Annotated in this window: 22 protein-coding genes; 13 read left to right on the plus strand and 9 right to left on the minus strand. The window is 70.5% G+C overall.

The features are described 5' to 3' along the window. Positions 1 to 16 precede the first annotated feature (16 nt). From ACFY2X_RS41975 to ACFY2X_RS41990, 4 genes are all read left to right on the plus strand, one after another. Positions 17 to 979 carry a FecCD family ABC transporter permease gene (locus tag ACFY2X_RS41975; RefSeq protein ID WP_389949448.1) on the plus strand — a complete coding sequence of 321 codons (963 nt, stop codon included), beginning with the start codon at positions 17 to 19 and terminating at the stop codon, positions 977 to 979. 94 nt (positions 980 to 1,073) lie between these two features. Continuing rightward, positions 1,074 to 1,847, plus strand: coding sequence for an ABC transporter ATP-binding protein (locus ACFY2X_RS41980; RefSeq protein ID WP_389949300.1), 774 nt, complete (start codon positions 1,074 to 1,076; stop codon positions 1,845 to 1,847). Positions 1,848 to 1,908: 61 nt separating this feature from the next. Continuing rightward, complete coding sequence (locus ACFY2X_RS41985) at positions 1,909 to 2,586, plus strand: adenosylcobinamide amidohydrolase (RefSeq protein WP_389949303.1); 678 nt, start codon at positions 1,909 to 1,911, stop codon at positions 2,584 to 2,586. Positions 2,587 to 2,624: 38 nt separating this feature from the next. Next, positions 2,625 to 3,209, plus strand: coding sequence for a Uma2 family endonuclease (locus ACFY2X_RS41990; RefSeq protein ID WP_389949306.1), 585 nt, complete (start codon positions 2,625 to 2,627; stop codon positions 3,207 to 3,209). A 7-nt stretch (positions 3,210 to 3,216) separates the two neighbouring features. Here ACFY2X_RS41990 and ACFY2X_RS41995 read toward each other — a convergent pair whose 3' ends face one another. Beyond that, on the minus strand, positions 3,217 to 4,914 hold the full coding sequence (locus ACFY2X_RS41995) for a hydantoinase B/oxoprolinase family protein (RefSeq protein WP_389949309.1): 1,698 nt from the start codon (positions 4,912 to 4,914) through the stop codon (positions 3,217 to 3,219). Next, entirely contained in the window at positions 4,911 to 6,932 is a 2,022-nt protein-coding gene (locus ACFY2X_RS42000) for a hydantoinase/oxoprolinase family protein (protein WP_389949312.1), read from the minus strand. The genes ACFY2X_RS41995 and ACFY2X_RS42000 overlap by 4 nt, the downstream gene beginning before the upstream one ends. Before the next feature lie 238 nt (positions 6,933 to 7,170). Between ACFY2X_RS42000 and ACFY2X_RS42005 the strand changes: the two genes are divergently transcribed. From ACFY2X_RS42005 to ACFY2X_RS42020, 4 genes are all read left to right on the plus strand, one after another. Beyond that, positions 7,171 to 8,874 (plus strand): zinc ribbon domain-containing protein, encoded by a 1,704-nt coding sequence (locus tag ACFY2X_RS42005; RefSeq protein ID WP_389949315.1) that lies wholly within the window; start codon positions 7,171 to 7,173, stop codon positions 8,872 to 8,874. Positions 8,875 to 8,879: 5 nt separating this feature from the next. Then, a complete protein-coding gene (locus ACFY2X_RS42010; protein ID WP_389949318.1) occupies positions 8,880 to 10,436 on the plus strand; it encodes a serine/threonine-protein kinase in 1,557 nt (518 codons plus the stop codon). Between the two features lie 79 nt (positions 10,437 to 10,515). Further along, positions 10,516 to 11,721 carry a sensor histidine kinase gene (locus ACFY2X_RS42015; RefSeq protein ID WP_389949321.1) on the plus strand — a complete coding sequence of 402 codons (1,206 nt, stop codon included), beginning with the start codon at positions 10,516 to 10,518 and terminating at the stop codon, positions 11,719 to 11,721. Positions 11,722 to 11,778: 57 nt separating this feature from the next. Then, positions 11,779 to 12,441, plus strand: coding sequence for a response regulator (locus tag ACFY2X_RS42020; protein ID WP_389949324.1), 663 nt, complete (start codon positions 11,779 to 11,781; stop codon positions 12,439 to 12,441). On the opposite strand, the gene ACFY2X_RS42025 is transcribed toward ACFY2X_RS42020, so the two are convergent. The 5 genes from ACFY2X_RS42025 to ACFY2X_RS42045 all read right to left on the minus strand — a co-directional run bounded on the left by ACFY2X_RS42025 (position 12,381) and on the right by ACFY2X_RS42045 (position 17,462). Continuing rightward, a complete protein-coding gene (locus tag ACFY2X_RS42025) occupies positions 12,381 to 13,085 on the minus strand; it encodes a hypothetical protein (protein ID WP_389949327.1) in 705 nt (234 codons plus the stop codon). The two genes, ACFY2X_RS42020 and ACFY2X_RS42025, sit on opposite strands and share 61 nt — an antisense overlap. A gap of 443 nt (positions 13,086 to 13,528) precedes the next feature. Then, positions 13,529 to 13,801, minus strand: a complete 273-nt coding sequence (locus tag ACFY2X_RS42030) for a hypothetical protein (RefSeq protein ID WP_389949330.1) — start codon at positions 13,799 to 13,801, stop codon at positions 13,529 to 13,531. A 97-nt stretch (positions 13,802 to 13,898) separates the two neighbouring features. Continuing rightward, a complete protein-coding gene (locus ACFY2X_RS42035) occupies positions 13,899 to 15,518 on the minus strand; it encodes a carboxylesterase/lipase family protein (RefSeq protein ID WP_389949333.1) in 1,620 nt (539 codons plus the stop codon). Positions 15,519 to 15,720: 202 nt separating this feature from the next. Then, positions 15,721 to 16,392: a response regulator gene (locus tag ACFY2X_RS42040; RefSeq protein WP_389949336.1), complete on the minus strand. Its 672-nt coding sequence runs from the start codon at positions 16,390 to 16,392 to the stop codon at positions 15,721 to 15,723. A gap of 2 nt (positions 16,393 to 16,394) precedes the next feature. After that, on the minus strand, positions 16,395 to 17,462 hold the full coding sequence (locus ACFY2X_RS42045) for a sensor histidine kinase (RefSeq protein WP_389949339.1): 1,068 nt from the start codon (positions 17,460 to 17,462) through the stop codon (positions 16,395 to 16,397). A 187-nt stretch (positions 17,463 to 17,649) separates the two neighbouring features. Between ACFY2X_RS42045 and ACFY2X_RS42050 the strand changes: the two genes are divergently transcribed. The 4 genes from ACFY2X_RS42050 (at position 17,650) to trpS (ending at position 22,578) form a co-directional block, all read left to right on the plus strand. Further along, positions 17,650 to 19,716: a DUF6421 family protein gene (locus tag ACFY2X_RS42050; protein ID WP_389949342.1), complete on the plus strand. Its 2,067-nt coding sequence runs from the start codon at positions 17,650 to 17,652 to the stop codon at positions 19,714 to 19,716. Further along, positions 19,713 to 20,354 (plus strand): SDR family NAD(P)-dependent oxidoreductase, encoded by a 642-nt coding sequence (locus tag ACFY2X_RS42055; RefSeq protein WP_389949345.1) that lies wholly within the window; start codon positions 19,713 to 19,715, stop codon positions 20,352 to 20,354. Before ACFY2X_RS42050 ends, ACFY2X_RS42055 begins: the two co-directional genes overlap by 4 nt. A gap of 43 nt (positions 20,355 to 20,397) precedes the next feature. Continuing rightward, on the plus strand, positions 20,398 to 21,456 hold the full coding sequence (locus ACFY2X_RS42060; RefSeq protein ID WP_389949348.1) for a threonine aldolase family protein: 1,059 nt from the start codon (positions 20,398 to 20,400) through the stop codon (positions 21,454 to 21,456). 156 nt (positions 21,457 to 21,612) lie between these two features. Next, positions 21,613 to 22,578, plus strand: a complete 966-nt coding sequence (gene trpS, locus ACFY2X_RS42065; RefSeq protein WP_389949351.1) for a tryptophan--tRNA ligase — start codon at positions 21,613 to 21,615, stop codon at positions 22,576 to 22,578. Between the two features lie 57 nt (positions 22,579 to 22,635). On the opposite strand, the gene ACFY2X_RS42070 is transcribed toward trpS, so the two are convergent. Then, positions 22,636 to 22,935 carry a DUF3467 domain-containing protein gene (locus ACFY2X_RS42070; RefSeq protein WP_389949354.1) on the minus strand — a complete coding sequence of 100 codons (300 nt, stop codon included), beginning with the start codon at positions 22,933 to 22,935 and terminating at the stop codon, positions 22,636 to 22,638. Positions 22,936 to 23,031: 96 nt separating this feature from the next. Beyond that, entirely contained in the window at positions 23,032 to 23,679 is a 648-nt protein-coding gene (locus ACFY2X_RS42075; protein ID WP_389949357.1) for a DUF305 domain-containing protein, read from the minus strand. Between the two features lie 122 nt (positions 23,680 to 23,801). On the opposite strand from ACFY2X_RS42075, the gene ACFY2X_RS42080 reads away from it, so the two are divergent. Next, positions 23,802 to 24,512: a DUF3105 domain-containing protein gene (locus tag ACFY2X_RS42080; protein ID WP_389949360.1), complete on the plus strand. Its 711-nt coding sequence runs from the start codon at positions 23,802 to 23,804 to the stop codon at positions 24,510 to 24,512. The last annotated feature ends 38 nt before the right edge of the window (positions 24,513 to 24,550 follow it).

Below are 24,550 nucleotides of genomic sequence, written 5' to 3' on the forward strand. Positions count from 1 at the left end.
CGTTCTCCTTGCGAGCATGCTCGCCGCCCTGCTGATCGGCGCGGCGGACATCGCGCCGGGGAAGGTGGCGTTGCAGCTGCTCGACTGGCTGCCGTTCGTCTCGGCCGACTCGGGGCTGGCCCCGGTCGAGCAGGGCCTGCTGTGGGAGATACGGCTGCCCCGGATCCTGCTCGCCGCGATCGTCGGCGGGCTGCTGGCCGCGGCGGGCGCCGCCTACCAGGGAGTGTTCCGTAACCCGCTGGCCGACCCCTACCTGCTGGGGGCCGCCGCGGGCGCGGGCCTCACGACCACGACGGCGATCGTGTTCATGAAGGGCGAGGACAGCGCGCTTCTCATCCCGGTCGCCGCCTTCGCGGGGGCCATCGGCGGTGTCCTGCTGGCGTACGCGCTGGGCAATGTCGCGGGGCGCGGCGGCACCGCCACGCTGGTCCTCGCGGGCGTGGCCGTCTCGTCCTTCCTCACCGCCGTCCAGACCTTCCTGCAGCAGCTCAGAGTGGAGGAGCTCCAGCGCATCTACGCCTGGATCCTCGGTGATGTCGGCGGGGGCTGGAGCCAGGTCAAGCTGGTCATCCCCTACGCCGTGATCTCGGTGACGGTCATGCTGCTCCACGGCAGGCTGCTCGACGTGCTCTCGGTCGGTGACGACGAGGCGGTCAGCCTCGGCCTCAACGTCGTGCGGGTCAGGCTCGTCGTGCTGCTCGCCGCCTCCCTGGCCACCGCCGCGGCCGTCGCGGTCAGCGGCCTGATCGGCTTCGTCGGCATCGTGGTCCCGCACGTGGTCCGCCGCCTGGCCGGAGGGTCCTACCGGATCGTGCTCCCGCTCTCGCTCGTCGGCGGCGCCGCCTTCCTGGTCCTCGCCGACCTGATCGCCCGGACCGTGCTCGCCCCGGCCGAGCTGCCCATCGGTGTGGTGACCGCCTTCGTCGGCGCGCCGTTCTTCGTGGTCGTGCTGCGCATGACCAGAAGGGTGGAGACTTGAGACCCTTCCCCGTCCCGGAGACTCTCGCCTCGGAGACCCCCGCCCCGGAGGCCCCCGCCCCGGAGACTCTCGGCCCGAGGGCAGGGGAGGCCGGGTGAGCCACGTCAGGGTGAAGGACCTCACGGTCGTCCTGGAGCGGCGGACGGTGCTGTCCGGCGTCGAGTTCGAGGTGGGCGGCGGTGACTGGCTGGCCGTCATCGGAGCCAACGGCGCGGGCAAGTCGACGTTGCTCAAGGCGCTCGCCGGGGTGCTGCCCTGCTCGGGCGAGGTGCTCGTCGACGGCACGCCGGTCCGCCGGCTCAGGCCCAGGGAGCGGGCCCGGCTGCTCGCCTACGCCCCGCAGGCCCCGGCGCTCCCGGTCGACATGACCGTGTTCGACTACGCCCTCCTGGGCCGCACGCCGTACATCCCCTACCTGGGTCGCGAGAGCCGCCACGACCGCGAGGTGACCGCGTCGGTGCTGGACCGGCTCGACCTGTCCTCCTTCGCCTCCCGTACGCTCGGCCACCTGTCCGGCGGCGAGCGCCAGCGCGTCGTGCTCGCCAGGGCGCTGACCCAGCAGGCCCCCGTGCTCCTGCTCGACGAGCCCACCACCGCCCTGGACCTGGGGCATCAGCAGCAGGTTCTGGAGCTCGTCGACCGGCTCCGGCTGGCCGACGGGCTGACCGTGGTCACGACCCTGCACGACCTGAGCGTCGCCGGTCAGTACGCCGACTCGATGATGCTGGTCGCCGGGGGGCGGGTGGCGGCCTCCGGCTCCCCGGCCGAGGTGCTGACCGGCGAGCTGATCGCGGAGCACTTCGACGCCCGCGTCCGCGTCGGGACCGGCCCCGGCGGCAGGCCCGAAGTCCACCTGGAGCGGCCTTGAACGCGGGCCACGACGCCGGAACCGGCCTCGGGGACAGGCCCGGAGCTCGCCGGGAGCGCGCATGGAGCTGAGCCACCGCGTCGAGGACGGGGCCCGGCTGGCCTCGCTGTTGTGGAGGTTCGGCCCCGGCTGGCGGGCGATCTCCTCGGCCATGGTCGGCGGCGGCATCGGCCCGGCCGAATGGGCGCTCAACGCCCAGGTGGTCGGCGGCTACTCGCGGATGGACCCGGTGGACCACCTGCTGGAGATGGCCCCGCCGGGACCCGGCGTCGGCATGCTGACCGCGGCCTCGGTGGACCGGTTCACCCGGGCGGTCGACGGGGGAGTGGAGGCGGCGGCGACCGTCGGCCTGCGGGTCCCCACCTGGGCGGCCGCCCCCGACGGCGTCGCCGATCCCGAGCTCGCGCCCATGTACGTCCCCGGGACGATCAACATCATTGTCGCCGTCCCGGTCGCGATGAGCGACGCCGCCCTGGTCAACGCGGTCATGACCGTGACCGAGGCGAAGACCCAGGCGTTGGTCGAGGAGGGTTTCCCCTGCACGGGCACCGCCTCCGACGCGGTCTGCGTGGCCGTACGGGAGGAGGGCCCCGAGGAGCTCTTCGGCGGTCCGCGCTCGATGTGGGGTGCCCGCATCGCCCGCGCCGTCCACGACGCGGTACGGCGAGGCGCCCGTGACTGGATGAATCGTGATGGGTCGACTACTGAAAGTCAGGGAATTGTCGGAAGTAGCATGTGAGCGAAGGCGAGACTCCCGATACTGAGTGGGTGACCGCGATGGCGACGACAGAGCCGACGACCAGGCGGACGGTTCTTCCAGGAGAGCCGCCGTTCACCGTCGACGACCTGCTCAAGTTTCCCGATGACGGGAACCGCTACGAGCTCTTCAACGGGAGCCTACTGGTGAGCCCATCACCCACCCCCCTGCACCAGCGTGCGATCGCACGTCTTCTGAGGATCCTCGAGGATGCCGCGCCGCCGGAGTTTGAGCCGCTTCCGGAGGTCAATCTCCGAGTGGGGCCCCGTGATTTCTTCATCCCCGATCTCGTCGTGGTGCCGGCGGAGGTCGTCGACGAGACGGAGCTGATGTTCCGGCCGACCGACATCCTGCTGGCGGTCGAACTGGTCAGCCCGACCACCCAGGCGCGTGACAGGCACATGAAGAGGTCCGCCTACGCGGCGGCGGGCGTCCCCCTTTACTGGCGCGTCGAGCTCGATGACGGGCCATCCCTCCATGTTCACGAGCTCGCCGGTGACGATTACAAACCGGCGGAGAAACACGAGGCGGGGAAGGTCGCGACGCTGTTCGCCCCCTTCGAGGTCAGCTTCGATCCGGCCACCCTTCTGCGCCCTCGCGCCTGACCCGGCCTCATCCTTCCTGCCGCACGACCGAGCCGTCCTCCCGCACGGTGGCACCGTAGTCGGCCAGGGCACCCCGGGCGGTGATCCTGCCCGCCCTGAGGTCGGCCTCGATCTCCTCGACCGGACGGTCGTACGGCGAGCCGATGCCCCCGCCGCCCGTCGTCTCGATGACGAACGCCTCTCCAGCGGTGAAACAGACGTTGTTGACCTTCGAGGCGAGACGTTCCAGAGTGCCGTCCGGGCGTCGCCGGTAGAAGCCGCCGAGCCGCCCCGGCAGGCCGCCCGAACGGCCGGGCGGGGCGTTGCGCAGCCGGTCGCCACGCGTGGTGACGTGGGCGTCGGCCAGGAAGCGGATCACCGTCCGGGAGCCCAGGCCGCCGCGGTGGCGGCCGGGACCGCCGGAGTCGGGGACGATCTCCACCGACTCGACGATCAGCGGGCAGCGGGTCTCGATCGGTTCCGCCTGGGGGACGGAGTTGCGGCCGAGGCCGAAGTGGACACCCGTCGCGTCCGGCCCGTCCTTGCCCTGGCGGGCGCCGACCCCGCCGAAGTCGTAGGACAGGTGGATCCAGTACGGCGCCCGCACAGCCGCGATGGAGAAGGGCTGCAGGATCCCGCTGGCGGCGATGGCACGGTCGGGCATCGCGTCCGACAGCGCCTGGAAGATCGCCTCCATCGCCGCGTAGACGGGGACGAACCGGCCGCCGCAGGGGTAGGGGGAGCGGGCGTTCAGCAGCGATCCGGGCGGCAGCCGTACCTCGATCGCCCGCAGGCAGCCGTCGTTCATCGCGATCGCCGGGTCCAGGAAACAGCGCAGCGCGAACACCGCGGCGGCCAGCGACTGCGACGACGAGGAGTTGATCGCCGCGGGGACCTGGGGGCCGGTGCCGTCGAAGTCCAGCACGGCCCCCGCGCCCGGCCTCAAGGTGATCGCGACCTTGACCGTGTGCGAGGTGCCGGTGTCGATGCCGTCGTCGTCGATCAGGTAGGAGGCCTCGTAGCGGCCTTCGGGGAGTTCGGCCAGGGCCGCGCGGGTTCTCGCCTCGGTGTGGTCGAGGTAGTCGTCGATGCCCCGGGCGAGCCCGGCCGGGCCGTACTCGGAGGCCAGTGCCTCGATCCTGGCGGCGGCGACCGCGGTGCCCGCGATGAGCGCCCGCACGTCGCCCATGACCTTGTCCGGGGTGCGGCTGTTGGCCCGCAGGATCGCCTCGACCGCGCTCTCGACGCCCCGCGCCGTGGCCAGTCGGATCGGCGGAAGCTGCAGGCCCTCCAGGAAGATGTCGGTGGCCAGCGGGGCCATGCCGCCCGCCGACAGGCCGCCGAGGTCCGACACGTGGATCATCGTGGCGGTGAAGTAGGCGGGGACGCCCTCGACGAAGACCGGCCGGTAGACGAGCAGGTCGTTGGTGTGCACGCCGCCCCGGTAGGCGTCGTTGAGCACGAACACGTCGCCGGGGCTCATGGTCTCGGCCGGGATGTCGGCCAGCAGTTCCGGCAGCGCGACCTTGAGGGCCATGCTGTTCATGAGCGTGGTGGCCATCGACTGGGCGACCAGTCGCCCGCCCGCGTCGAGAATCGCCGCCGACGCGTCCGACCCCTCGACGATGAACGTCGAGTAGGCGGACCGCACCACCACGATGCTGGCCTCCTCCGCCGCCACCACCAGCGCGTTGCGCAGCACCTCCGCGGTCAGCGTGTCGTTCATGCGCCGGCCTCCGTCAGGACCACGGCCGCCGTCTCCGCGAGCCGGGCCGTCCACCCCGGCGGAACGACGATCGTCGACTCGGCGTCCTCGACGATCGCCGGTCCGGCGGTCTCCCCGAGGGACGCCCGGGTGAACACCGGCACCTCCACATACCCGCCCAGCTCCGGGAAGTAGGCCGTCCGGCTCGCCGGGGGAGAGGCGGAGACCGGGGCGGCCGCCGGGCCGTTGACCGGTTCCGGGGGGCGGTGGGCGGACCGGGTGACGCGGACGCGGTAGCTGACGATCTCCGTGGGACCTTCCTGGGCGATGCCGTACACCTGCCGGTACCTGGCGAAGAAACGGCCGGCCACCTCGGCGGGGGAGTCGCTCCACGGAACGGTCAGCTCGTGAGCCTGGCCGGTGAAGCGGACGTCGGCCGAGCGCGCGACGGACACGCCGGGAGAGTCCAGGCTCACGCCGAGGTCGCGGGCGCCGGCCGCGGCGAGGGAGCCGAAGACCCGGTCGGGGTCGGCGTTCAGGGCGGACAGGACGCGGTCGGTGGACAGGTCGCCGGACAGGAGCCCGGCCGCCGAGGCGACGCCGCAGTAGGCGGGGACGACCACGGTGGAGATGCCGAAGCGGGAGGCGACCCGGGCCGCGTGCATCGGGCCCGCGCCGCCGAAGGCGACCATGACGAACCCTCGGGGGTCGATGCCGCGCTGGACGGTGACCACGTGCACGGCCGACCCCATCGAGGCGTTGGCGATCTCGTGGACCGCGTGCGCGGCCTCGACCCTGGACACCCCCAGGGGCCCGGCCAGGCGCTGATCGACGGCCTTGCAGGCGAGATCCCTGGACAACGGCATCGCCCCGGCGGCGAAAGAGGCGGGATCCAGGTAGCCGAGCACCAGATTGGCGTCGGTCACCGTCGGCTCGCCGCCGCCGAGACCGTAACAGGCCGGGCCCGGCTCGGAGCCCGCCGACCGCGGTCCGACCCGCAGGGTGCCGCCGGGATCCACCCACGCGATGCTGCCTCCTCCGGCGCCCACCTCCGCCAGGTCGATGGCCGGAGTTTTGACCGGGACCCCGGTCCCGGCGCGGCGACCGCCGAAGCTGCCCTTGCCGCCGACGTGGAACTCATGGGTGATCTCCGGCCTGCCGCCTCTGATCACACAGGTCTTGGCCGTCGTCCCGCCCATGTCGAAGGAGATCACGTCCGGATACCCGGTCGCGGCGGCGGCCAGCACCCCGGCCGCCGGCCCGGACTCGATCGTGGCCACGGCCCGGCGCGCGGCCAGCTCGGCCGACATCACGCCTCCGCCGGAGTCCATCACGTGCACGGGAGCGGTGATCCCGATGCCGGCCAGCCGCGCGGTCAGCCGCCGCAGATATCCCGCCATCACCGGCCCGACGTAGGCCGACATGATGGTCGTGGTCGCCCGTTCGTATTCGCGCAGCTCCGGCCAGACCTCCGAGGAGATCACCACGGTCGGGACCATGGCTCGGAGGATCTCCGCCACCCGCTGCTCATGGGACGGGTTGGCGTAGGAGTGCAGCAGGCAGACGGCGACCGCCGTGACGCCCCGCCGTACGATCTCCTCGCCGACCCGGGCCACGGCCGCCTCGTCCAGCGGCTGGAGCACCTCGCCGCGGCTGTTCACGCGCTCGGGCACCTCGAAGCAGTCGTCGGCCGCGACCGGCGGCGTGGGCGGGTCGAAGCGGAGGTCGTAGCGGTCTTCTTCGACCCGGGCGTACCGGCCGAGGGGGATCGCCGAGCGGAAGCCCCGGGTCGTGACGTAGGCGACCCGGCCGCCCCGGCGCTCCAGGACCGCGTTGGTGGCCAGCGTGGTCGCGTGCACGACCCTGGTCACCGCCGACGGGGCGGTACGGCCCAGCACCGCGGTGACGCCCGTGACGATCCCCTCGGCCGGGTCGTCGTGGGTGCTCAGGCACTTGGCGACGGTGATCTCGCCGCCCGGCCCGCTGAGCACCACGTCCGTGAACGTTCCCCCGACGTCGACCCCGATCGCATGGCTCACCGGCTCTCCTCGCCCGAGGTTCCGCATCCGCGAACGCCGCCGCGCCCATCGGCTCGCCCGTTCATACGGTCTCCTCACCCGGGGCCCGGCGTTCGCATTCGCGAACGCCGCAGTGTCCATCGGCTCGCCCGCTCACGGACCGCAGGTTATTTCCCTACCAAGCGCTTGTCTATCAATTGTTCTATTGACTTCTGTAATACGGTTGCCACGCTTGTCCTAACCCTTTCCGGGAGTGGCGATGCGGCGATTCGGCTCGGCTCTGGTGCTCCTCGGCGGCCTTGTGGTGACGGCCGCCACGGTGGTCCCTGCCCTGGCGCACGAACATCCGAGCGGGATCACCGATCTGGTGACCCCGGCGGTCGTTCGCGTCGAGGCGAGGGCGCATGTCGACGTCACCCTGCTGGACCACATCGGCGAGCTGGTCCATGTGGAGCGTTCCTACGAGGTGCCGATCGGCAGTGGCACCGGGACGGTCGTCAATCCCGAAGGCGCGGTCGTCACCCTCACCCGGGTGGTCAGGACCGCTCAGGACGTCGAGGTGTACGCCGCCAACAAGGTCTTCGCCGAGCACCACAAGGTGAAGATCCCCGGCGACTTCGAGCGGCACACGATCAAGGACGACCTGCTCAACCATCACCTGCAGGAGTGCTACCCGCCCAAGCAGCCCACGGCGACCTGCATCTTCGACGTCACCACCGAGATCCAGGTCTTCCCCAACATCACCCCTCCCGACAAGGAGGGCTTCAAAGCAGAGATCATCAGTTCCAGTGACAAGCCGGACAGCCCGGCCGTCCTGATGCCCGTCGGGCGCGCCGACGGCGGCGCGGGGCTGCCCACCGCGCCGCTCGCGGGCACGGTGCCCGACAAGGACGGCTCGCCGGTGGCGGTCGCCGGGTTCACCGGGCGGCCCGCCGTGAACCTGCCGGAGACCGTGGACATCGCGCACCTGCGCGCCGGAGGCGCCGGCGAGGGCGGGCGGCAGTTCAAGGACCCCCAGAACAAGGTCAACGAGCCGGAGAAGCTGGGTGCCCTCGTCGACAGGGGGCTGCTCGGCGGGCCGGTGATCGAAGACAAGAAGGGCGAGGTCGTCGGGCTGCTGGTGGGCGGGGGCAAGGACGCCCGGATGATCGGCGTCCGGGAGATCACCAAGGCGCTGGCCGAGGCCAAGGTCACGCCCAGGCGCGGCCCGATCGACGCGGCCTTCGAACAGGCGCTGACCCGCTTCCACACCAAGTACTACGGCGACGCCGTGCCCGCCTTCCAGCGCGTTCTGGAGCTGTATCCGGGGCACACCGTGGCCGCCGCGCATCTGCGGACGTCCCAGCAGAAACGCGGCACCGCCGAGGACGAGGGGACCAGGAAGGCCTCTGGGGAAGAGTTCGCCGGCCACGACGACGGGCCACCGCTGTGGCCGTTCCTCGCGGCGGGCGGTGTGCTCGTGGCGGCCGTGGTGGCCGGCGCGCTCCTGCTCTGGGGCCGCCGTTCGCCGCCGGAGCCGAAGGAAGGCGGATCCGGCGAGACCGTCTCCGGGCAGGCGGGCTCGGGGGAGACCGTCTCCGGGAAGGCCGTCCCCGGGAAGGGCGTCTCCGGGAAGGGCGTCTCCGGGAAGGGCGTCTCCGGGAAGGGCGTCTCCGGGCAGGGCGTCTCCGGGCAGGGCGTCTCCGGGAAGGCCGGCACGCCGAGCCCGGGCGTGCCGCCCACGCCGCAGCGCCCGGCCTTCGACGAGGGGGCCGACGCCACGGTCGTCGTCGGCCGGTCCTTCCCCCCGCTGCCCAAGGCGTCCTCCCCCTCGCCCGGCCAGCCCGTGCTGGTCGCGCGAGATCCCGGGACCGGGGTCAGACCGGCGGAGGCGGCCGTCCAGAAATACTGCACCGCCTGTGGGATGCGGCTGGGGCCCGCGCATCGCTTCTGCGGCTACTGCGGCCATCCGGCCGAGATGTGAGTCCGGTGAACGAGAGAGCACTGATCGGCCAGGAGGTGGCCGGTTACTACATCGAGGACATCATCGGCAAGGGCGGCATGGCCGTGGTCTACCTCGCGGTGGATCCCCGGCTGAACCGCCGGGTGGCGCTGAAGATCCTCAATCCGCTGCTCGGTGAGGACGACCGCTTCCGCCAGCGCTTCGTCCTTGAGTCGCGGACGGTCGCGAGCATCGACCACCCCAACATCATCCCGATCTACGAGGCCGACTCCGCCGCCGACGGCACGCTCTACATCGCGATGCGCTATGTCGACGGACCCGACCTGCGCCGTCTCTTCTACGACCGGGGACCGATGCCGATCAGCCAGGTCAACCGGATCTTCGCCCAGGTGGCCGCCGCGCTGGACACCGCGCACGCGCACGACCTGATCCACCGCGACGTCAAGCCCGCCAACATCCTGATCGCCGGTCACACCGAGGGCGACCACGCCTACCTCACCGACTTCGGCATCACCAAGCACCGCACCTCGATCTCCGGGCTGACCCAGACCGACCAGTTCATCGGCACTCCCCGCTACATGTCACCCGAGCAGATCAACAAGGAGCACATCGACGGCCGCTGCGACCAGTACGGCCTGGCCTGCGTGCTCTACGAGGCGCTGGCCGGGCGGCTGCCGTTCCAGCGCGACAACGAGATTGCGCTGTTGTGGGCCCACCTGGCCGAGGTGCCCACACCACTCAGCACGCTGCGCCCCGAGCTCCCGCTGGAGGTCGACGGCGTCATGATGCGGGCACTGGCCAAGTCGCCCGAGCAGCGCTACGACACCTGCACGCAGTTCGTCGCCGAGTTGCGTGACGCGATCAGCGGCCACGCCTACCAGCTCGCCCCGGGCACTCGGGCGGAGAAGAGCACTCAGGCGGAGAAGAAGGCGGCGGAGAAGAAGGAGAAGGAAAAGAAAGAGCCCAGGTCCGGGGGCCGGGGCATCCTCGTCGGCGCGGGAGCCGCGATCGTGGCGATCATCGCGCTGGTCGCGGTGCTCGCGACGGTCCTGCGGGGCGGTGACGAGTGGGTGCCCTACCAGGGTTCGGCCGCCGTGCCGATCGCGTTCGAGCATCCCGGCGACTGGGACCTGCGCCCGCACGCGGACGTGTTCGTGATGGCCTCGCCGAGGGTGGAGGAGTTCCAGGCGCTGTTCCGCACGCCGGTGACCGCCGACTGGGCGGCCGTGAACGAGATCATCAAGAGCGCGCCGGAAGAGGCCACGGGCATCTACGCGCAGACTCTGGACACGCTCGATCCACGCAGCGGGGCACGGCAGCTGCAGGAGACCCTGCAGTCTTCGCTGCCTGGTACGGTCAACGTCTTCTCGGAGGTGGTCCAGGTGCGGGTGGGCGGGCAGCCCGCCGTGCGGCTGGAGGGGTCGATCACGGACCCGCAGCGTGGTGGCCGGCTCGACTTCACGGGGTGGGCGGCGGAGCGGCCGGACGAACCCGCGCTTATGATCTACTTCTGCGCGCCCGGCGGGTGCGACGACGCGCTGGCCAACCGGTTCGTGCGAAGCGTGTCCTTCCGGGCGTCGTGACTTGTGACCCACTTGCAAGCGGCTTGTTTGGGTGTTTTGTCCCATATGCAATGAGGACGCGAGGGTTTAGTCTCCCCGCATGGCGGTTCCCTTCCCCCTCGCTCGGCACCTCCGCACGGTGCCGATCTCACGGCACCTCCGCACGGTGCCGAGACCCGATCTGCTGATCGGCTGCGCGATCGTCGCTCTGGGCACGTTGGAGGCCTTCACCGTCGCCACCGAGTACGGTGCGACCGAGACGCCCGAACTGTGGTGGATCGGCCAGGCACTTGTCACCGGCGTGCTGGTGTGGTTCCGGCGCAAGGCACCGGTCGCGACCTTCATCCTGATGATCCTCGCCCAGTACGCCTGGCACCGGCAGGGCTACGAGCAGTGCCAGGTCTGGCAGCTGGCCTCCCTGCTGATCGTCTTTCACACGGTCGGCGCCGAGCTCCCGTTCAAGCCCGGTCTGGCCTGGGGTGTGGCCGGGGTCCTGGTCTTCGACTCCGGTGCCGTCGACCACCGCTGGCTTCCCTTCGAGGAGGCCATCTTCCTGACCGTCGTCTTCGGCGCCGCCTACCTCACCGGTCTCGCCGTGCGCGCCTACGCCGAACGCGCCCGCCGCCTGGCCGAGCACGCCGTCCAGGTGGAACGCGACAGGGAACGCCAGGCCGCCCAGGCCGTCGCCGACGAGCGGGTCCGCATCGCCCGCGAGCTGCACGACGTGGTCGCGCACAGCGTCAGCATGATGGTCATGCAGGCCGGGGTGCTCCGCCGTACGCAGGGCGGGGAGAACGAGGCGCTGCTCGGCATCGAGCGGATGGGCCGCGAGGCCGTCGAGGAACTGCGCGTCATGCTCGGCGCGCTGCGCATGCCGCTCGACGAGGCCATCCCGCAACCCGGCCTGGAGCAGCTGACCGGCACGGTGAGCATGCTCGTCTCCTCGGGGCTGCGGATCGGGCTCGATGTCCGGGGCGAGCCGGTACGGCTCGCGCCGGGGCTGGACCTGTCGGCCTACCGCATCGTGCAGGAAGCCCTCACCAACGCGGTCAAGCACGCGGGCGAGTCCGAGATCCGGATCACGATCTCCTACCACTCCGACTCGGTGGAGCTGGAGGTCCTGGACGGCGGCGGTGGCGGTGGGGCCTCGTCCGGGCTGTCGACGGGTAACGGTCTCATCGGCATGCGCGAGCGTGCCGCGCTGTTCGGCGGCAGGTTCGAGGCCGGTCCGCGCCCCGAGGGCGGCTTCCGGGTCCACGCGTCCCTGCCGATCTCCCAGGAGGTGTTCGCGAGTGAGCGAGGCTGAGCCGATGAGAAGTCGAACGTTGGAGCAAGCCGGCGAGCAGCCGGGCGAGGAGCAGAAGTGAGCATTCGCATCGTGATCGCCGACGACCAGGCGATGGTACGCGCCGGGCTGAAACTCGTGGTGGAGAGCGAGCCGGGCATGGAGGTGGTGGGGGAGGCGTCCGACGGGCTGGAGGCCGTTTCCGTGGCCCGCCGCACCCGGCCGGACATCGTCCTGATGGACATCTCCATGCCGCGCATGGACGGCCTCACCGCCGCCAGGCAGCTGCTCGACTGGCCGGATCCGCCGAAGGTCGTCATGCTCACCACCTTCGACACCGACGAGAACCTCTACGCCGCGCTCCGCGCGGGGACCAGCGGGTTCCTGCTCAAGGTCTCGCCGCCCGAGCAGCTCGTGGAGGCCATCCGCGTCGTCGTCGGCGGCGACGCCCTGCTCGACCCGGCCGTCACCACCCGGGTCATCGCCTCCTTCGCCGACCGCCACGACCCCGCGCCCCCGCCGCAGCTCGCCGAGCTCACTCCGCGTGAGCTGGAGGTGCTGCGGTTTCTGGCCCGTGGCCTGACCAACGCCGAGATCGCGGGCGAGCTCTTCGTCGGTGAGGCCACGGTCAAGACCCATGTGGCACGGGTGCTGATGAAGCTTCATCTGCGGGACCGGGCTCAGGCGGTGGTGTTCGCGTACGAGTCGGGCGTGGTCCGGCCCGGGGCCGCCGTCGGGTAGTAGGAGATCCACTCCTGGCGGCTCATGCGGATCATCTTGACGCCGAGCCAGCCCAGCGCGACCGCCGGGGCGACCCACAGCGGGACGGTCGCCGGGCCGTACGGGACCACCATCGAGGCCCCGTAGCCGACGGCCACGACGAGCGGCACCCACCAGTGCGCGAACCCGGCACGCCAGACGCCGATCAGCAGGATCGGCATGCCGAAGATGGCGAAGAACAGCCAGGGCATCTGGAAGCCGAAGATGAAGCCGGGCAGGTTCAGCATCTCGTCCATGATGCGCTGGGCCTCCTCGGGGCTGTTGTGCCGGCCGAGCCACCACTCCACCGGGTCGCTGAGAAGCAGGCCCGACAGGTTGATGTAGCCGAGGGCGACGAGCGGGCCCACGATGTGGCCGAAGACCGTGGCACGGCGGCGCATCACGTGCAGCAGGCCGATGGCGACCAGGGCCATCAGCAGGTAGGCCCAGTGGTACATGACCGACTGGACCTGGGCGAGGACCGGGTTGTCGCCGTAGCTGACGGCCTCCCGGTCGTCTCCCCAGGTGCCGGGGTCGAGGATGACGGCGATGGCCTGGAGCAGCGGGGCGACGATCAGCAGCACGCCGGAGGCGACGCGCCGGAAGTCGGCCGAGTCTTTGAACATGGGGTTTCCTTGCCTGTGCGGGAACTGTCGCAAGGAAGGTAGGCCGCCGCCTCCCACCGGGTCGTCCGTCCGGGGGCGGATTCCCCGTCCCCCGCGCGGGGTAAGAGGGCGGCCCGCGACCCCAGAGCAGGTGGGGATGTGAACTGTTGATTGTTTATCGGCGTTTATCGGCTCTTCTCTGGTTTCTTCCGCCCGGAGAGGTGGACGGCCCGCCGGACACCCGGTGCCGGCGCACCACGGAAGCATCCGGTCGGCTGCTACCGGTCATGGGAAGCGCCGGAGCGTGGGGTGCGGGTGTCGCGGGCGCGCCGGGCGTGAGTCTTTCAGTGGAAGGGCACCCGGGCCGGTAAGAAGGTCGGCTTTCCCCGGTTCAGGGCCAAGCACCGCGCCGTGCTGTCGTGCCGGTTCACCACCGGAACCATCCGCATCGAGGCCGACCGCCGTCATGCACCCTGCCCTGGCTGAGCATGATCCGCACCGCCGAGTCCACCCGCAAGCTGGCCCGCGCGGTCGCCGACACCGCCATGGCCGAGGTGCGCCGCCAGCTGACCTACAAGACCACGTGGCGCGGCGGGCGGCAGCTCACCGATCCTCACAGACACACACTGAGAATCGGTGAACGGCAGGATCAGCTCGTGGCAGGCGCCGACGATCATCGTGGCGGTGGCCTCGGCGCTGGCGTCCGGGTTGATGCGGCCGAGCTCCGGTGTGGCCATGATTGTGAACGTGCGTTCATGAACGCACGTTCACAATGGGGCGCCGAGCCGGGAGTGTCAACAACGCGGCAAGACGGTCTTCGGGCGCCGGGCGCCGTCAGAAGTTGAGATCCAGGCCGTCGAAGCGGAAGCCGTCCCACAACGCGCGCTCCTTCTCGCGCGGCGCGCGGACGACCTTCGGCGGGGTGTCCCAGATCATCGTCCGGCGCTCCGCGGAGGTGTAGAGCGGCCACGCGGGCCTGGGGACGGTACGGCTCGCGTTCGGGTCGCCGGTCTTCGCGAAGGAGGTCCAGGCCTCCACCATCTGCTTCGACAACCCGCTCATGCGGGCGCGGCCGGTCCGCAGGGCCGCCTGGCCGCCCGGTATGCCGGTGAAGCGCAGCGTGCCGAACATGAAGGGAAGCTCGGCGGTGTGGATCGCCCCGAGGCTCTGCCTGTTCTCCGGCGCCCAGTCGAACTGGTACACGTAGGTTTTCGCCCAGCGGCTCTGCGCCTCCGCGAGCCTGGTCGCGGGCACCCGCAGGCCCTGGTCGGTGAGCATGGCCAGCGCGATGTCGTTCTCCGAGGCTCCTGGGCGTCCCGCCCGATAGGCCGCGATCATCCGCTGCCGCCGCCCGGCCAGTTCGCGGGGGAAGAACGCTCCGTACTCGCGCTGGGTCATCTTCAGCACCGCCGGATCGAACTGCGCGAAGTAGCGCATCTCATCCCGGTTGGAGCCGGAGATGATGTCGATGCCCCTGGCATGGCCCGCCGCGACCCGCTGGAGAACCGGTCCGCGGACGAGCTCGCCGTCGATGCTGGGGCCGAAGTAGACGGCTCTTCCCGCCGCGCCGGGTACGGCTCCCAGCAGTTTCTCCTGAAGCCGGAGAATCTTCTCCGTGCTCATCGCCTTCAGCGCCGGAAGATCGAGGCCGCGCGGGGTGAGTTTGGCGCTCAGCGCGGGGGAGTGCGCCATGTATCCGGTGCCGCTCTGCAGGATCACCCGGCGGAACAGCCGCTCCGGATGGTCGGTGGCGAGCATCGCGCCGATGGAGAAGGCTCCCTCGGACTCGCCGACGGCGGTCACGTTCTCCGGGTCGCCGCCGAAGTCGGCGATGTGCTCGCGAACCCACGCCAGTGCCGCCATCTGGTCGCGCAGGCCGTTGTTTCCCGATCCCCGGTAGGCCGGGTCGAGCCCGCCGAGCTCGGTCCAGCCGAGCACGCCGAGCCGGTAGTTGAGGCTGACCACGACCGCGTCCCCCTTGGCGGCGAGGGTCGTCCCGGCGTACCTGGCCTCGTTGCCCGTGCCGTACGTGGCCGCGCCGCCGTGAATGAAGACGATCACCGGCCGCCTGCCGCGATCCGCCTTCGGGGTCCAGACGTTCAGGTGCAGGCAGTCCTCGTCGGCGAACACCTTCTTGTCGTCGGGATACTCCTCTCCCTGCCGATCGGGGAACTGCGGGCACACCCGCGTTCCGTCGGTGGCCTTCAGGGTTTCCTGCCAGGCGCCGACCGGCTGCGGCGGCCGGAACCGCAGCGCCCCGGTCGGCGCGGCGGCGTACGGGATGCCCCGGAAGGCGCAGATCCCGCTCTCCGCCCTGCCTTCGACGGAGCCCAGCGAAGTGGTGGTGGCGCAGGCCGTACCGGACGCGCCGGTCGTCCGCGCGGAAGGTGACGCGGCGTAGCCGCCGAGCGCCAGTGACACGATCAGTGGCACAACGGCGGCAGGGTGGGACATGGTGAACATCATCGGCTTCCTCGTGTCGGTTGCCTCGATGATCGTGTCCGCGTCCCGCCCGGCGGATCGCCGTGCGGAGTGAATCCCGCCTCCCTCTCGGGGACCAGATCCAGGGGCCGGACCTCTGAGACCGGTCACCCGCGACCTCTGAGACCGGCCACTCGGACCTCCGCGGCCGGTCACCCGGATCCTCGCGGCCGTGTCACCGTCCCGCCGGGTCGGAGGATCCCGCGACGACCAGTCCCGACTCGTAGGCGAAGACGACGGCCTGCGCGCGATCGCGCATGCCCAGCTTCGTCAGCAGGTTGCTGACGTGCGTCTTGACCGTGTGCTCGCTGACGAACAGCTCCGCCGCGATCTCCGCGTTGGACAGTCCCCGGGCGACCAGCCGCAGCGTGTCGGTCTCTCTGACGGTCAGCTCCCCGAGCCGGGCCGCCAGGTGCGGCACGGGGTGCCCGCTGCCCACCAGGTGCTCGATGAGCCGCCGGGTCGCCGTGGGCGCGAGCAGCGCCTCCCCGGCGGCGACCGTCCGGACGGCCTCGGCCAGTTCGTCGCGGCGGACGTCCTTGAGCAGGAAGCCGCCGGCCCCCGCGCGCAGCGCGCCGTAGACGTACTCGTCGAGGTCGAACATGGTCAGGATCAGAACCTTGGCGCTCGTCTCCTCGCGGATCCGCGCCGTGGCCGCCACGCCGTCCATGTTCGGCATCTGGATGTCCATGAGCACCAGGTCGGGGTCCAGCTCGACCGCCATGTGGACGGCCTCGGCGCCGTCGGCGGCCTCGCCCACGACGGTGATGTCGGGCTGCGCATCGAGGATCATGGCGAAGCCGCCGCGGAACAGGTCCTGGTCGTCTGCGATGAGGACGCGGAGCATGGTCATCCAATCGGGAAGGTCGCGAACACGGCGAATCCCGCTCCAGCGGGCCCGGGCCCGGTGCGCAGAGTCCCGCCGCAGGCCAGCACCCGTTCCCGCATGCCGATCATGCCATGTCCTCCGGTCCCGCCCGGCCGCGGGCCGCGGCCGTCATCACTCACCTCGACCCGCAGCACGGTCTCCGCCCAGCGCAGCCGCACCCGAACCGTGCGCGCGGCCGCGTGCTTGATCGTGTTCGTGAGCGACTCCTGGACGACGCGGTAGAGCGCGATGTCGACGTCCGCGGGCAGCGTCCTGCGCCGTCCGTCCTGCTCAAGGCTCACCTCCAGTCCGGTCCGCCGGGTCTGCGCGATGAGGTCCGGCAGCGAGTCGGCGCCCGGTCTGGGGCCGCCCTCCGAGCGCAACGCGCCCAGGACGCGCCTCAGCTGGACGATCGCGCCCCTGCCCGTTTCGGCGATCGCGCCGAACGCGGCCTCGGCACGGGCGGGGTCGGTCCGCATCACCAGCGGGCCCGCCTCCGCCTGGACGACCATGATGCCGACCGAGTGCGTCAGGATGTCGTGCATGTCGCGGGCGATGGCCACGCGCTCACGGGCCGCCGCCGTCTCCTCCTGCTTGTGCGCCCACTCCCGCAGCGTGGCGACCTGCGCGCGGTGGGCCCTGGCGCTCATGCCCAGCGCGACGGCGACGACATAGGCCGCGCCCACGAAACCGAAGTCGGCCAGTTCCTCGCGCGGGATGACGAGGGAGACGATCACTCCGGCGGCGGTGAGCGCGATGGCCAGCCACATCAGCACGGGCGGGCTCAGCACCGTCAGCGTGTACACGCAGACCAGGGCACCGTACGGCAGGCGGGGCAGGGCGCTCGGCAGTGCCAGCACGGTGGTCGCCAGACCCACGACGAGCATCACGGTCAGGGGCGCCCGGCGCCGCCAGAGCAGCGGCGCCGACGCGAGGACGGCGCACACGATGATCCACCACGGCTCGCCGGTGAGCGGGAGCACCGTGGCGGCGCACACGCTGGCGGCGATCACAACGTCGAACACGACATCCCTGGGCGTCCCGGTCATACGGAGAGGATCCCGTGCCTTCGCCGTCCCCGCATCCCGGAAGTCTCCGGCCCGGCGCTCGGGGCTCCGGCCCGGACGTCCTGGAAGATCTCCAGTGTCTCCAGGCTTTGCCATAAGGGACATGTCTAAATTTGGACTCGTTGTGTATATTTTCCGTGATTGAGTCTCATCTGAGGGAGGATTTATCGTGAGGGCTTTCCCGCGGGTGCTGTTCGACGAGGCACACAGCGAGTCCTGGACCATCCGCCGGGACATGGCTGAGACGATGAATCCCGGCCACCCCGACGACAACAGCTACGCCCGTGCCGCCGAGGTCCTGCGCCGCCTGGGGCACACCGTGGCCGCGCACACCGAGGGCCCGGTCACCCCGTCCCTCCTGGGCGCCAATGACGTCTTCGTCGTCGCGCACCCCTCGGCCGACCGCTGGGAGCGCACCACCGGCCTGGGCAGCCCCGTCCTCCCCGTCGAGGAGCTCGACGCGATCGAGGCCTACGTCAACGGCGGCGGCGGCCTGATCGTCCTGGCCGAGTGCGAGCAGGAGAAGTACGGCAGCAACCTCACCGAGCTGCTCGCCCGCTTCGGCGTCGGCGTCGAGCACACCACCGTCCAGGACCCCAGGAACGCTCACAACGGCGTGGCCTCCTGGGTCCTGGGTGTCCCGGGCGAAGCCGGTGACCAGGACCTCCTGGCCGGGGCCCGCCGGGCGTGCTTCTACCGGGCCGGAGTCCTCACCGCCCCCGAGGACGCCACCGTCCTGTTCGCGACGTCGCCCACCGCCGACCCCGCGGGCAAACCGCTGGCCGTGGCCGTACGGCACGGCGAGGGCCGCGTCGTGGTGGTCGCCGACTCCGACCTGTTCGGCGACGACTCGATCGGCGACTACGACCACGCCGCGCTCTGGGGCAACCTCGTCACCTGGGCCGCGCGCGTTCCCTCCCCGTCGGCCAGCGCCGAGAGCGAGGCGCTCGCCGCCTTCCAGGGGCTCAAGGCCGCCGTCGAGGCGCTCAAGCCGCTCCAGGCCAAGGACGGCTCCATCGAGGGCGACCACGACCGGGCGGTGGCGCTGATCTCCGACATCGTCGACCACATCGACGGCCTCACGCCGCGCTTCCCGCACGACGAGGCCTACCTGGCCGCCGTCGTCGCCGACTTCCGCAAGTGGGTCGAGCAGGGCCTGGGTGTGCCCGACTTCCTGGACTCGCTCAACGCCTTCCACCCCGACACCCAGCGGGTGGACGGGCTGGAGCACCTGGTCGTCTTCCCGATGTACACCCAGAACGGCACCACCTTCCGCTACATCGAGGCCGTGTGGATCCGCACCGTCTGGCCCGAGTGGCTGGCCGAGCTGGAGCGTTCCCGCTACGACAACCCGCTGTTCGTGCCGATCGCCTTCGAGGACTTCACCTCCGGCTACGACACCAACTCCGCGGTGCTCTTCCCCGAGACCGTCGCGGTCCGCGAGACCCCGGCCCGGTTCACCTGGGGCGGCATCTTCTGCGACCGTGAGGCGGCCCGGTTCCGCGCGGTCAGCAAGGCCGCCGCGGCCACGCTCAAGCTGGCGCTGCCGCCGGACGCGGCCAGGCTGATCGAGTCGCAGGAGCTGGCCCAGGACACCTTCGTGCTCTGGGACCTGGTCCACGACCGTACCCACAGCCACGGCGACCTGCCGTTCGACCCGTTCATGATCAAGCAGCGCATGCCGTACTGGCTGTACTCCCTGGAGGAGCTCCGCTGCGACCTGACCGCGTTCGGCGAGGCCGTGAAGCTGGAGAAGGAAGGCGTGCCGCACGCCCGGTACGTCCAGATCGCGATCCTCTTCGACCGTCTGTTCCGCTTCCCGATCACCGGTGACCGGGTCCGCAACTACGACGGGCTCGGCGGGCAGCTTCTCTTCGCCTACCTGCACCGCAACGACATCATCCGGTGGACCGACAACCGGCTGAGCGTCGACTGGGCCCGTCTCGCCGACGGCATCGCGGACCTGCGCGGCGAGGTGGAGAAGCTCTACCGCGACGGCATCGACCGCTCCAAGCTGGCCCACTGGCTGGCCGCCTACCAGCTCGTCGCGACCTATGTGAAGCCGCACCCCGCCTCGGTGTGGAGCCGCGGAGTGGAGGCGCTGCCGGTCGAGGGCTTCCCCAAGGCCGTGGTGGACGCGGTGCTGCCCGACGAGTTCCCCCTGAGCATGTTCTACGAGGCCCTGAGCCGTAAGCTCGGCGATGTCATCGACTCCACGAAGGGGATCCGAGCATGATCATCCTTGTTGCCGGCGCGGGCGGTCCTGCCGGCCAGGCCTTCGTCCGCCGCTTCACGGACAAGGGGCACACGGTCATCGGCATCGACAAGTCCGGAGCCGACGGGACCTTGCCGGTCGACCTGCTCGACGCAGACGCCGTCAGGAAGCTCGCGGGGGACATCGAGGCCGAACACGGCCGGGTGGACGGGATCGTGCACCTGGTCGGCGGCTGGCGCGGCTCGGCGACCTTCGCCGAGACCAAGCTCGAAGACTGGGACCTGCTGCACAACCTGCTGATCCGCACCCTCCAGCACGTGACGCTCGCCTTCGAGCCGCTGCTCAAGGCGAGCGAGCGCGGCCGGTTCGCCATCGTCTCCGCCAAGGCGGCCGAGCACCCCACCCAGGGCAACGCCGCGTACGCCACCGCCAAGGCCGCCTCCGAGGCCTGGACCCTGGCCTTCGCCGACGCGCTGGAGGGCACCGCCTCCACCGCGAACATCCTGGTCGTCAAGGCGCTCGTGCACGAGGGCATGCGCGCCGCCAACCCGGAGCGGAAGTTCCCCGGCTTCACCGACGTCGACGACCTCGCCGAGGCGTTCGACGCCCTCTGGGACACCGACGCCAACGGAACCCGGGTGGACCTCACCCGTCAGTGAGCGAGACCGGCGGCCCCGCCAGGCCGCCGGCCAAGGGAGAGAAGTGACAGACGCGATTCGCAGGCACGACCCCCTGGTGAAGGGTTTCGCCAGCGACAACTACGCCGGGGTCCACCCGGAGATCCTCCAGGCGATCGCACTCGCCAACGAGGGGCACCAGACGGCCTACGGCGACGACGTCTACACCGAGGCGCTGCAGGAGATCTTCCGCAAGCACTTCGGGCCGGCGGCCGAGGCCTGGCCGGTGTTCAACGGCACCGGCGCCAACGTCGTCGCGCTCCGCGCGATGACCGCGCACTGGGAGGCGGTGGTCTGCGCGGAGTCGGCGCACATCCACACCGACGAGGGCGGGGCGCCGGAGCGGTCGGCGGGGCTCAAGCTGCTGACCGTGCCCACCCCGGATGGAAAGCTCACCCCCGAGCTGATCAACAGGCAGGCATGGGGCTTCGGCGACGAGCACCGTGCCCAGCCCAAGGTCGTCTCGATCACGCAGAGCACCGAGCAGGGAACGCTCTACACCCCGGCCGAGATCAAGGCGATCTGCGATCACGCCCACGAGCTCGGGATGATCGTCCACCTCGACGGCGCCCGCGCCACCATCGCCGCCGCCGCGCTGGACGTGCCGCTGCGCGCGTTCACCACCGACGCGGGTGTGGACGTGCTGTCCTTCGGCGGCACCAAGGCCGGGATGATGTTCGGCGAGGCCGTTGTGGTGCTCAACCCCGGCGCCGCGAACGGCCTGCGCTACCTGCGCAAGAGCGCGATGCAGCTCGCCTCCAAGATGCGGTTCGTCTCGGTCCAGTTCGAGGCGCTGCTCGCCGGTGACCTGTGGCTGCGCAACGCCCGCAACGCCCACGCCATGGCCCTGCGGCTCGCCGACGCCGTACGGAACATCCCCGGTGTCGAGGTCCCGCGCCCGGTGCAGGCCAACGCGGTCTTCGCGATCCTGCCGGCGGACGTGACCGAGCGCCTGCAGAAGCGCTTCCGCTTCTACACGTGGAACCAGGCCACCGGTGAGGTCCGCTGGATGACCGCGTTCGACACCACAGAGGCCGACGTGGACGCCTTTGCCGCCGCAGTGGCGGAGGAGATAGCATCCTGACCATGAGCAAGCACAGTCTGGGTCTGTGGCGGGCCGCCCATTGGCGGACCCGCTAGCCAGTTCCGACTGCGCAACCGAACGGCCGCCGTTGACCGGCGGCCGTTTCGCGTTGTGTACGGCCTGCGGGCGCGGCGGTCTCTCTTCTAAGGAGTGACCATGACAAAGCGCGTCTTCTCAGCCTTCACCGCGTCCGGCCATCTCACACTCGGCAACTTCCTCGGCGCGATGCTGCCCGCCGTACGGCTCCAGGACGAGGCGGACTGCGTCTACGCGGTCGCCGACCTGCACGCCCTGACCGTCAAGCACGACCCCGCCCGCCTGCGCGCCCGCACCCGGGAGATGGCCACCATGCTGCTCGCCTGCGGGCTGGACCGGTCGCTGGTCTACATACAGTCCCAGGTGCCCGCGCACACCGCGCTGGCCTTTCTGCTGGAGAGCACCGCCTACTTCGGAGAGATGCGGCGGATGATCCAGTTCAAGGAGAAATCGGCCAAGCAGGAGGAGGTGCGGCTCTCGCTGCTCACCTATCCCGCGCTGATGGCCGCCGACATCCTGCTCCACCGGGCGCATTTCATTCCCGTGGGTGAGGACCAGCGTCAGCACGTCGAGCTGACCAGAGACCTCGCCATACGGTTCAACCGCCTCTACGGTGAGACGTTCACCGTGCCCGAGGCCGTGCACCCGCCGGTCGCCGCCAGGGTCATGGACCTGACCGTGCCCACCTCCAAGATGAGCAAGTCCGACGGCTCGGCCGCGGGAACGATCTACCTGCTCGACCCGCCCGCCGACATCCACCGCAAGATCATGCGTGCGGTGACCGACACGGGCACCGAGGTCCGCTACGACCCCCAGGACAAGCCCGGTGTCTCCAACCTGCTGGCCATGCTCGCGGCCTGTTCCGGGCAGCCGGTCGAGTCGCTCGTCTACGACGGCTACGGCGCGCTCAAGCGGGACACCGCCGAGGCCGTGGTGGAGACGTTGAGGCCCTTGCAGGAGCGCCACGCCGAGCTGTCATCCGACCAGGCCGAGCTGTCGAGGATCCTCGCCGCCGGAGCCGAGCGGGCCGCCGACCGCACCGCGGGCCTGATGGCCGCGGCACGGGAGGCGATCGGGCTGTCGTGAAGGGATCCGTGTGATCCAGGGGGACCCGCCGTGCCGGGGACGGCGGGTCCCCGCAGATCAGTTTTTCTGGCCGGTTTCCTTCTCGTAGGCGGTGAGCTGCTGCTCAAGCGCCTTCATCAGCTCGAACACCTGGCTCGGGGGGATGCGGATACGGCTGACGATCCGGGTCGGCACGCTGACGAAATGCTGACCCGAGGAAGGGTCGTTGGCCAGTTGGGGCGGTCTGGTGATCACCGCGAAGTCCAGGACGAAGCCATCCTGGGTGTGCCACACGGAGGCGAAGTTGGCGTACTGCCCCGCTTCGACCTCGGCGGAGATGCTCACCTCCAGGCGGTTCTCCGGCTCGTCGTTCACCATTCTGTTTTATCTCCTCCGGCCAGGTTGGCTCCATGCTGCCCTGGCCGGAAACCCGGCCGCGCAGGGACGTGCCGACGCGATTAAAGGATGGCGCGATTAAAGGATGGAAGGCAGCGGTTGGGCGCCGCGCTGCCTCAGCATGTCGGTCATGAGCTTGATCTCTCCCGCCTGACCGTCGACGATGTGCTGGGCCGTCGTGACCACCTCGTCGCGGTCCGACAGTTTGAGCAGGGCCCGGGCCATCTGCACGCCGCCCTCGTGGTGGCGGATCATGAGCTGCAGGAAGAGGATCTCCTGGTCCTTGCCGGTGGCCTCGCGGAGCCTTTTGAGCTCCTCCTCGCTGGCCATGCCGGGCATCGTGGCAGGGGCCCCGGCGGCTCCTCCATGGCCGTGACCGGCCATCCAGGCCATCGCCGGCCGCTCACCGGACTGGTTCAGCCCCCACTGCTGCAACCAGCCGCCGAACATCCCGCGCTGGGCGGTCTGCGTGACGATGATGTCGTAGGCGAGCCGCCGAAGTGACTCGTCCTTGCTGCCGTCTCTGGCGATGAAGGACATCTCGACGGCCTGGGCATGGTGGACGGCCATGTCGCGGGCGAACCCGGCCTCCGCCGAGGCGTCGGTCGGGGCCGTGGTCCTGCCGATGATCAGAATCAGGACGGCCACCGCGGCCAGACAGCCGAGCAGCACGCCCAGCGCCGCACGACGTCTTGGCTTCGAGGGCTCTTCGGTGGGGATTTTCATTGCTTGCCAAGACTACCCACTGTCGTGAATCGTCGCTGTATCGCGCATTGTGATTCGCTTATTCTCCACACACGTCGGTAGGGCATAGTGTGACCGCAGGTTGGTTGCCGGCTGGAGGCTCGATGACGAAGGAAAAGACGCAGGCGAGGCGGGAACATCTCGCCCGGATGCGTGCGGAGCAGAAGCGTAAGGAGCGCCGGACCGCGCTCTTGATGTGGGGTGCCGGAGGCGCCGTCATCGTCCTGCTCGTCGGGCTGGTCGCCTTCTACCTGATCAACGAGCGGGTCGTGACCTCGCTGGACGCCGTCACGAGCGCGAAGTACGCCGGAGGTCAGCACGTCGCGGCCAAGGTGAGCTACAAGGAGAACCCGCCGATGGGCGGCGAGCACAACCCCGGCTGGCAGAACTGCGGCATCTACGACCAGCCGATCAACAGCGAGAACGCCGTCCACTCGATGGAGCACGGCGCCGTGTGGATCACCTACCAGCCGGACCTGCCCAAGGACCAGGTGGCCAGGCTGAAGGAGCTGGCCTCCAAGGACTACATGCTCCTGAGCCCGTACCCGGGGCTGCCCGCCAAGGTCGTGGCCAGTTCCTGGAACAAGCAGCTGAAGCTGGACGGTGCGGACGACCCGCGCCTGCCCAAATACATCGCCAAATACAGGAACAACAGCGCCGAGACCCCCGAGTTCGGAGCGTCCTGCAGCGGCGGCATAAGCACCACCACCGCGGAGGCCCCGATTCCGGCGACCGCCCCGACGGCGGCTCCGAGCCAGAAGCCGTCCACGGCTCCCAAGGCGACCCCGTCGCCCAGCGCGACGCCGAGTTCCTGAGGTCGCCTTACCGGTACGGCCTCGCGCGGCGGGCGAGC

It is taken from the genome of Streptosporangium sp. NPDC000396, from assembly GCF_042898655.1.
Taxonomy (GTDB): domain Bacteria; phylum Actinomycetota; class Actinomycetes; order Streptosporangiales; family Streptosporangiaceae; genus Streptosporangium.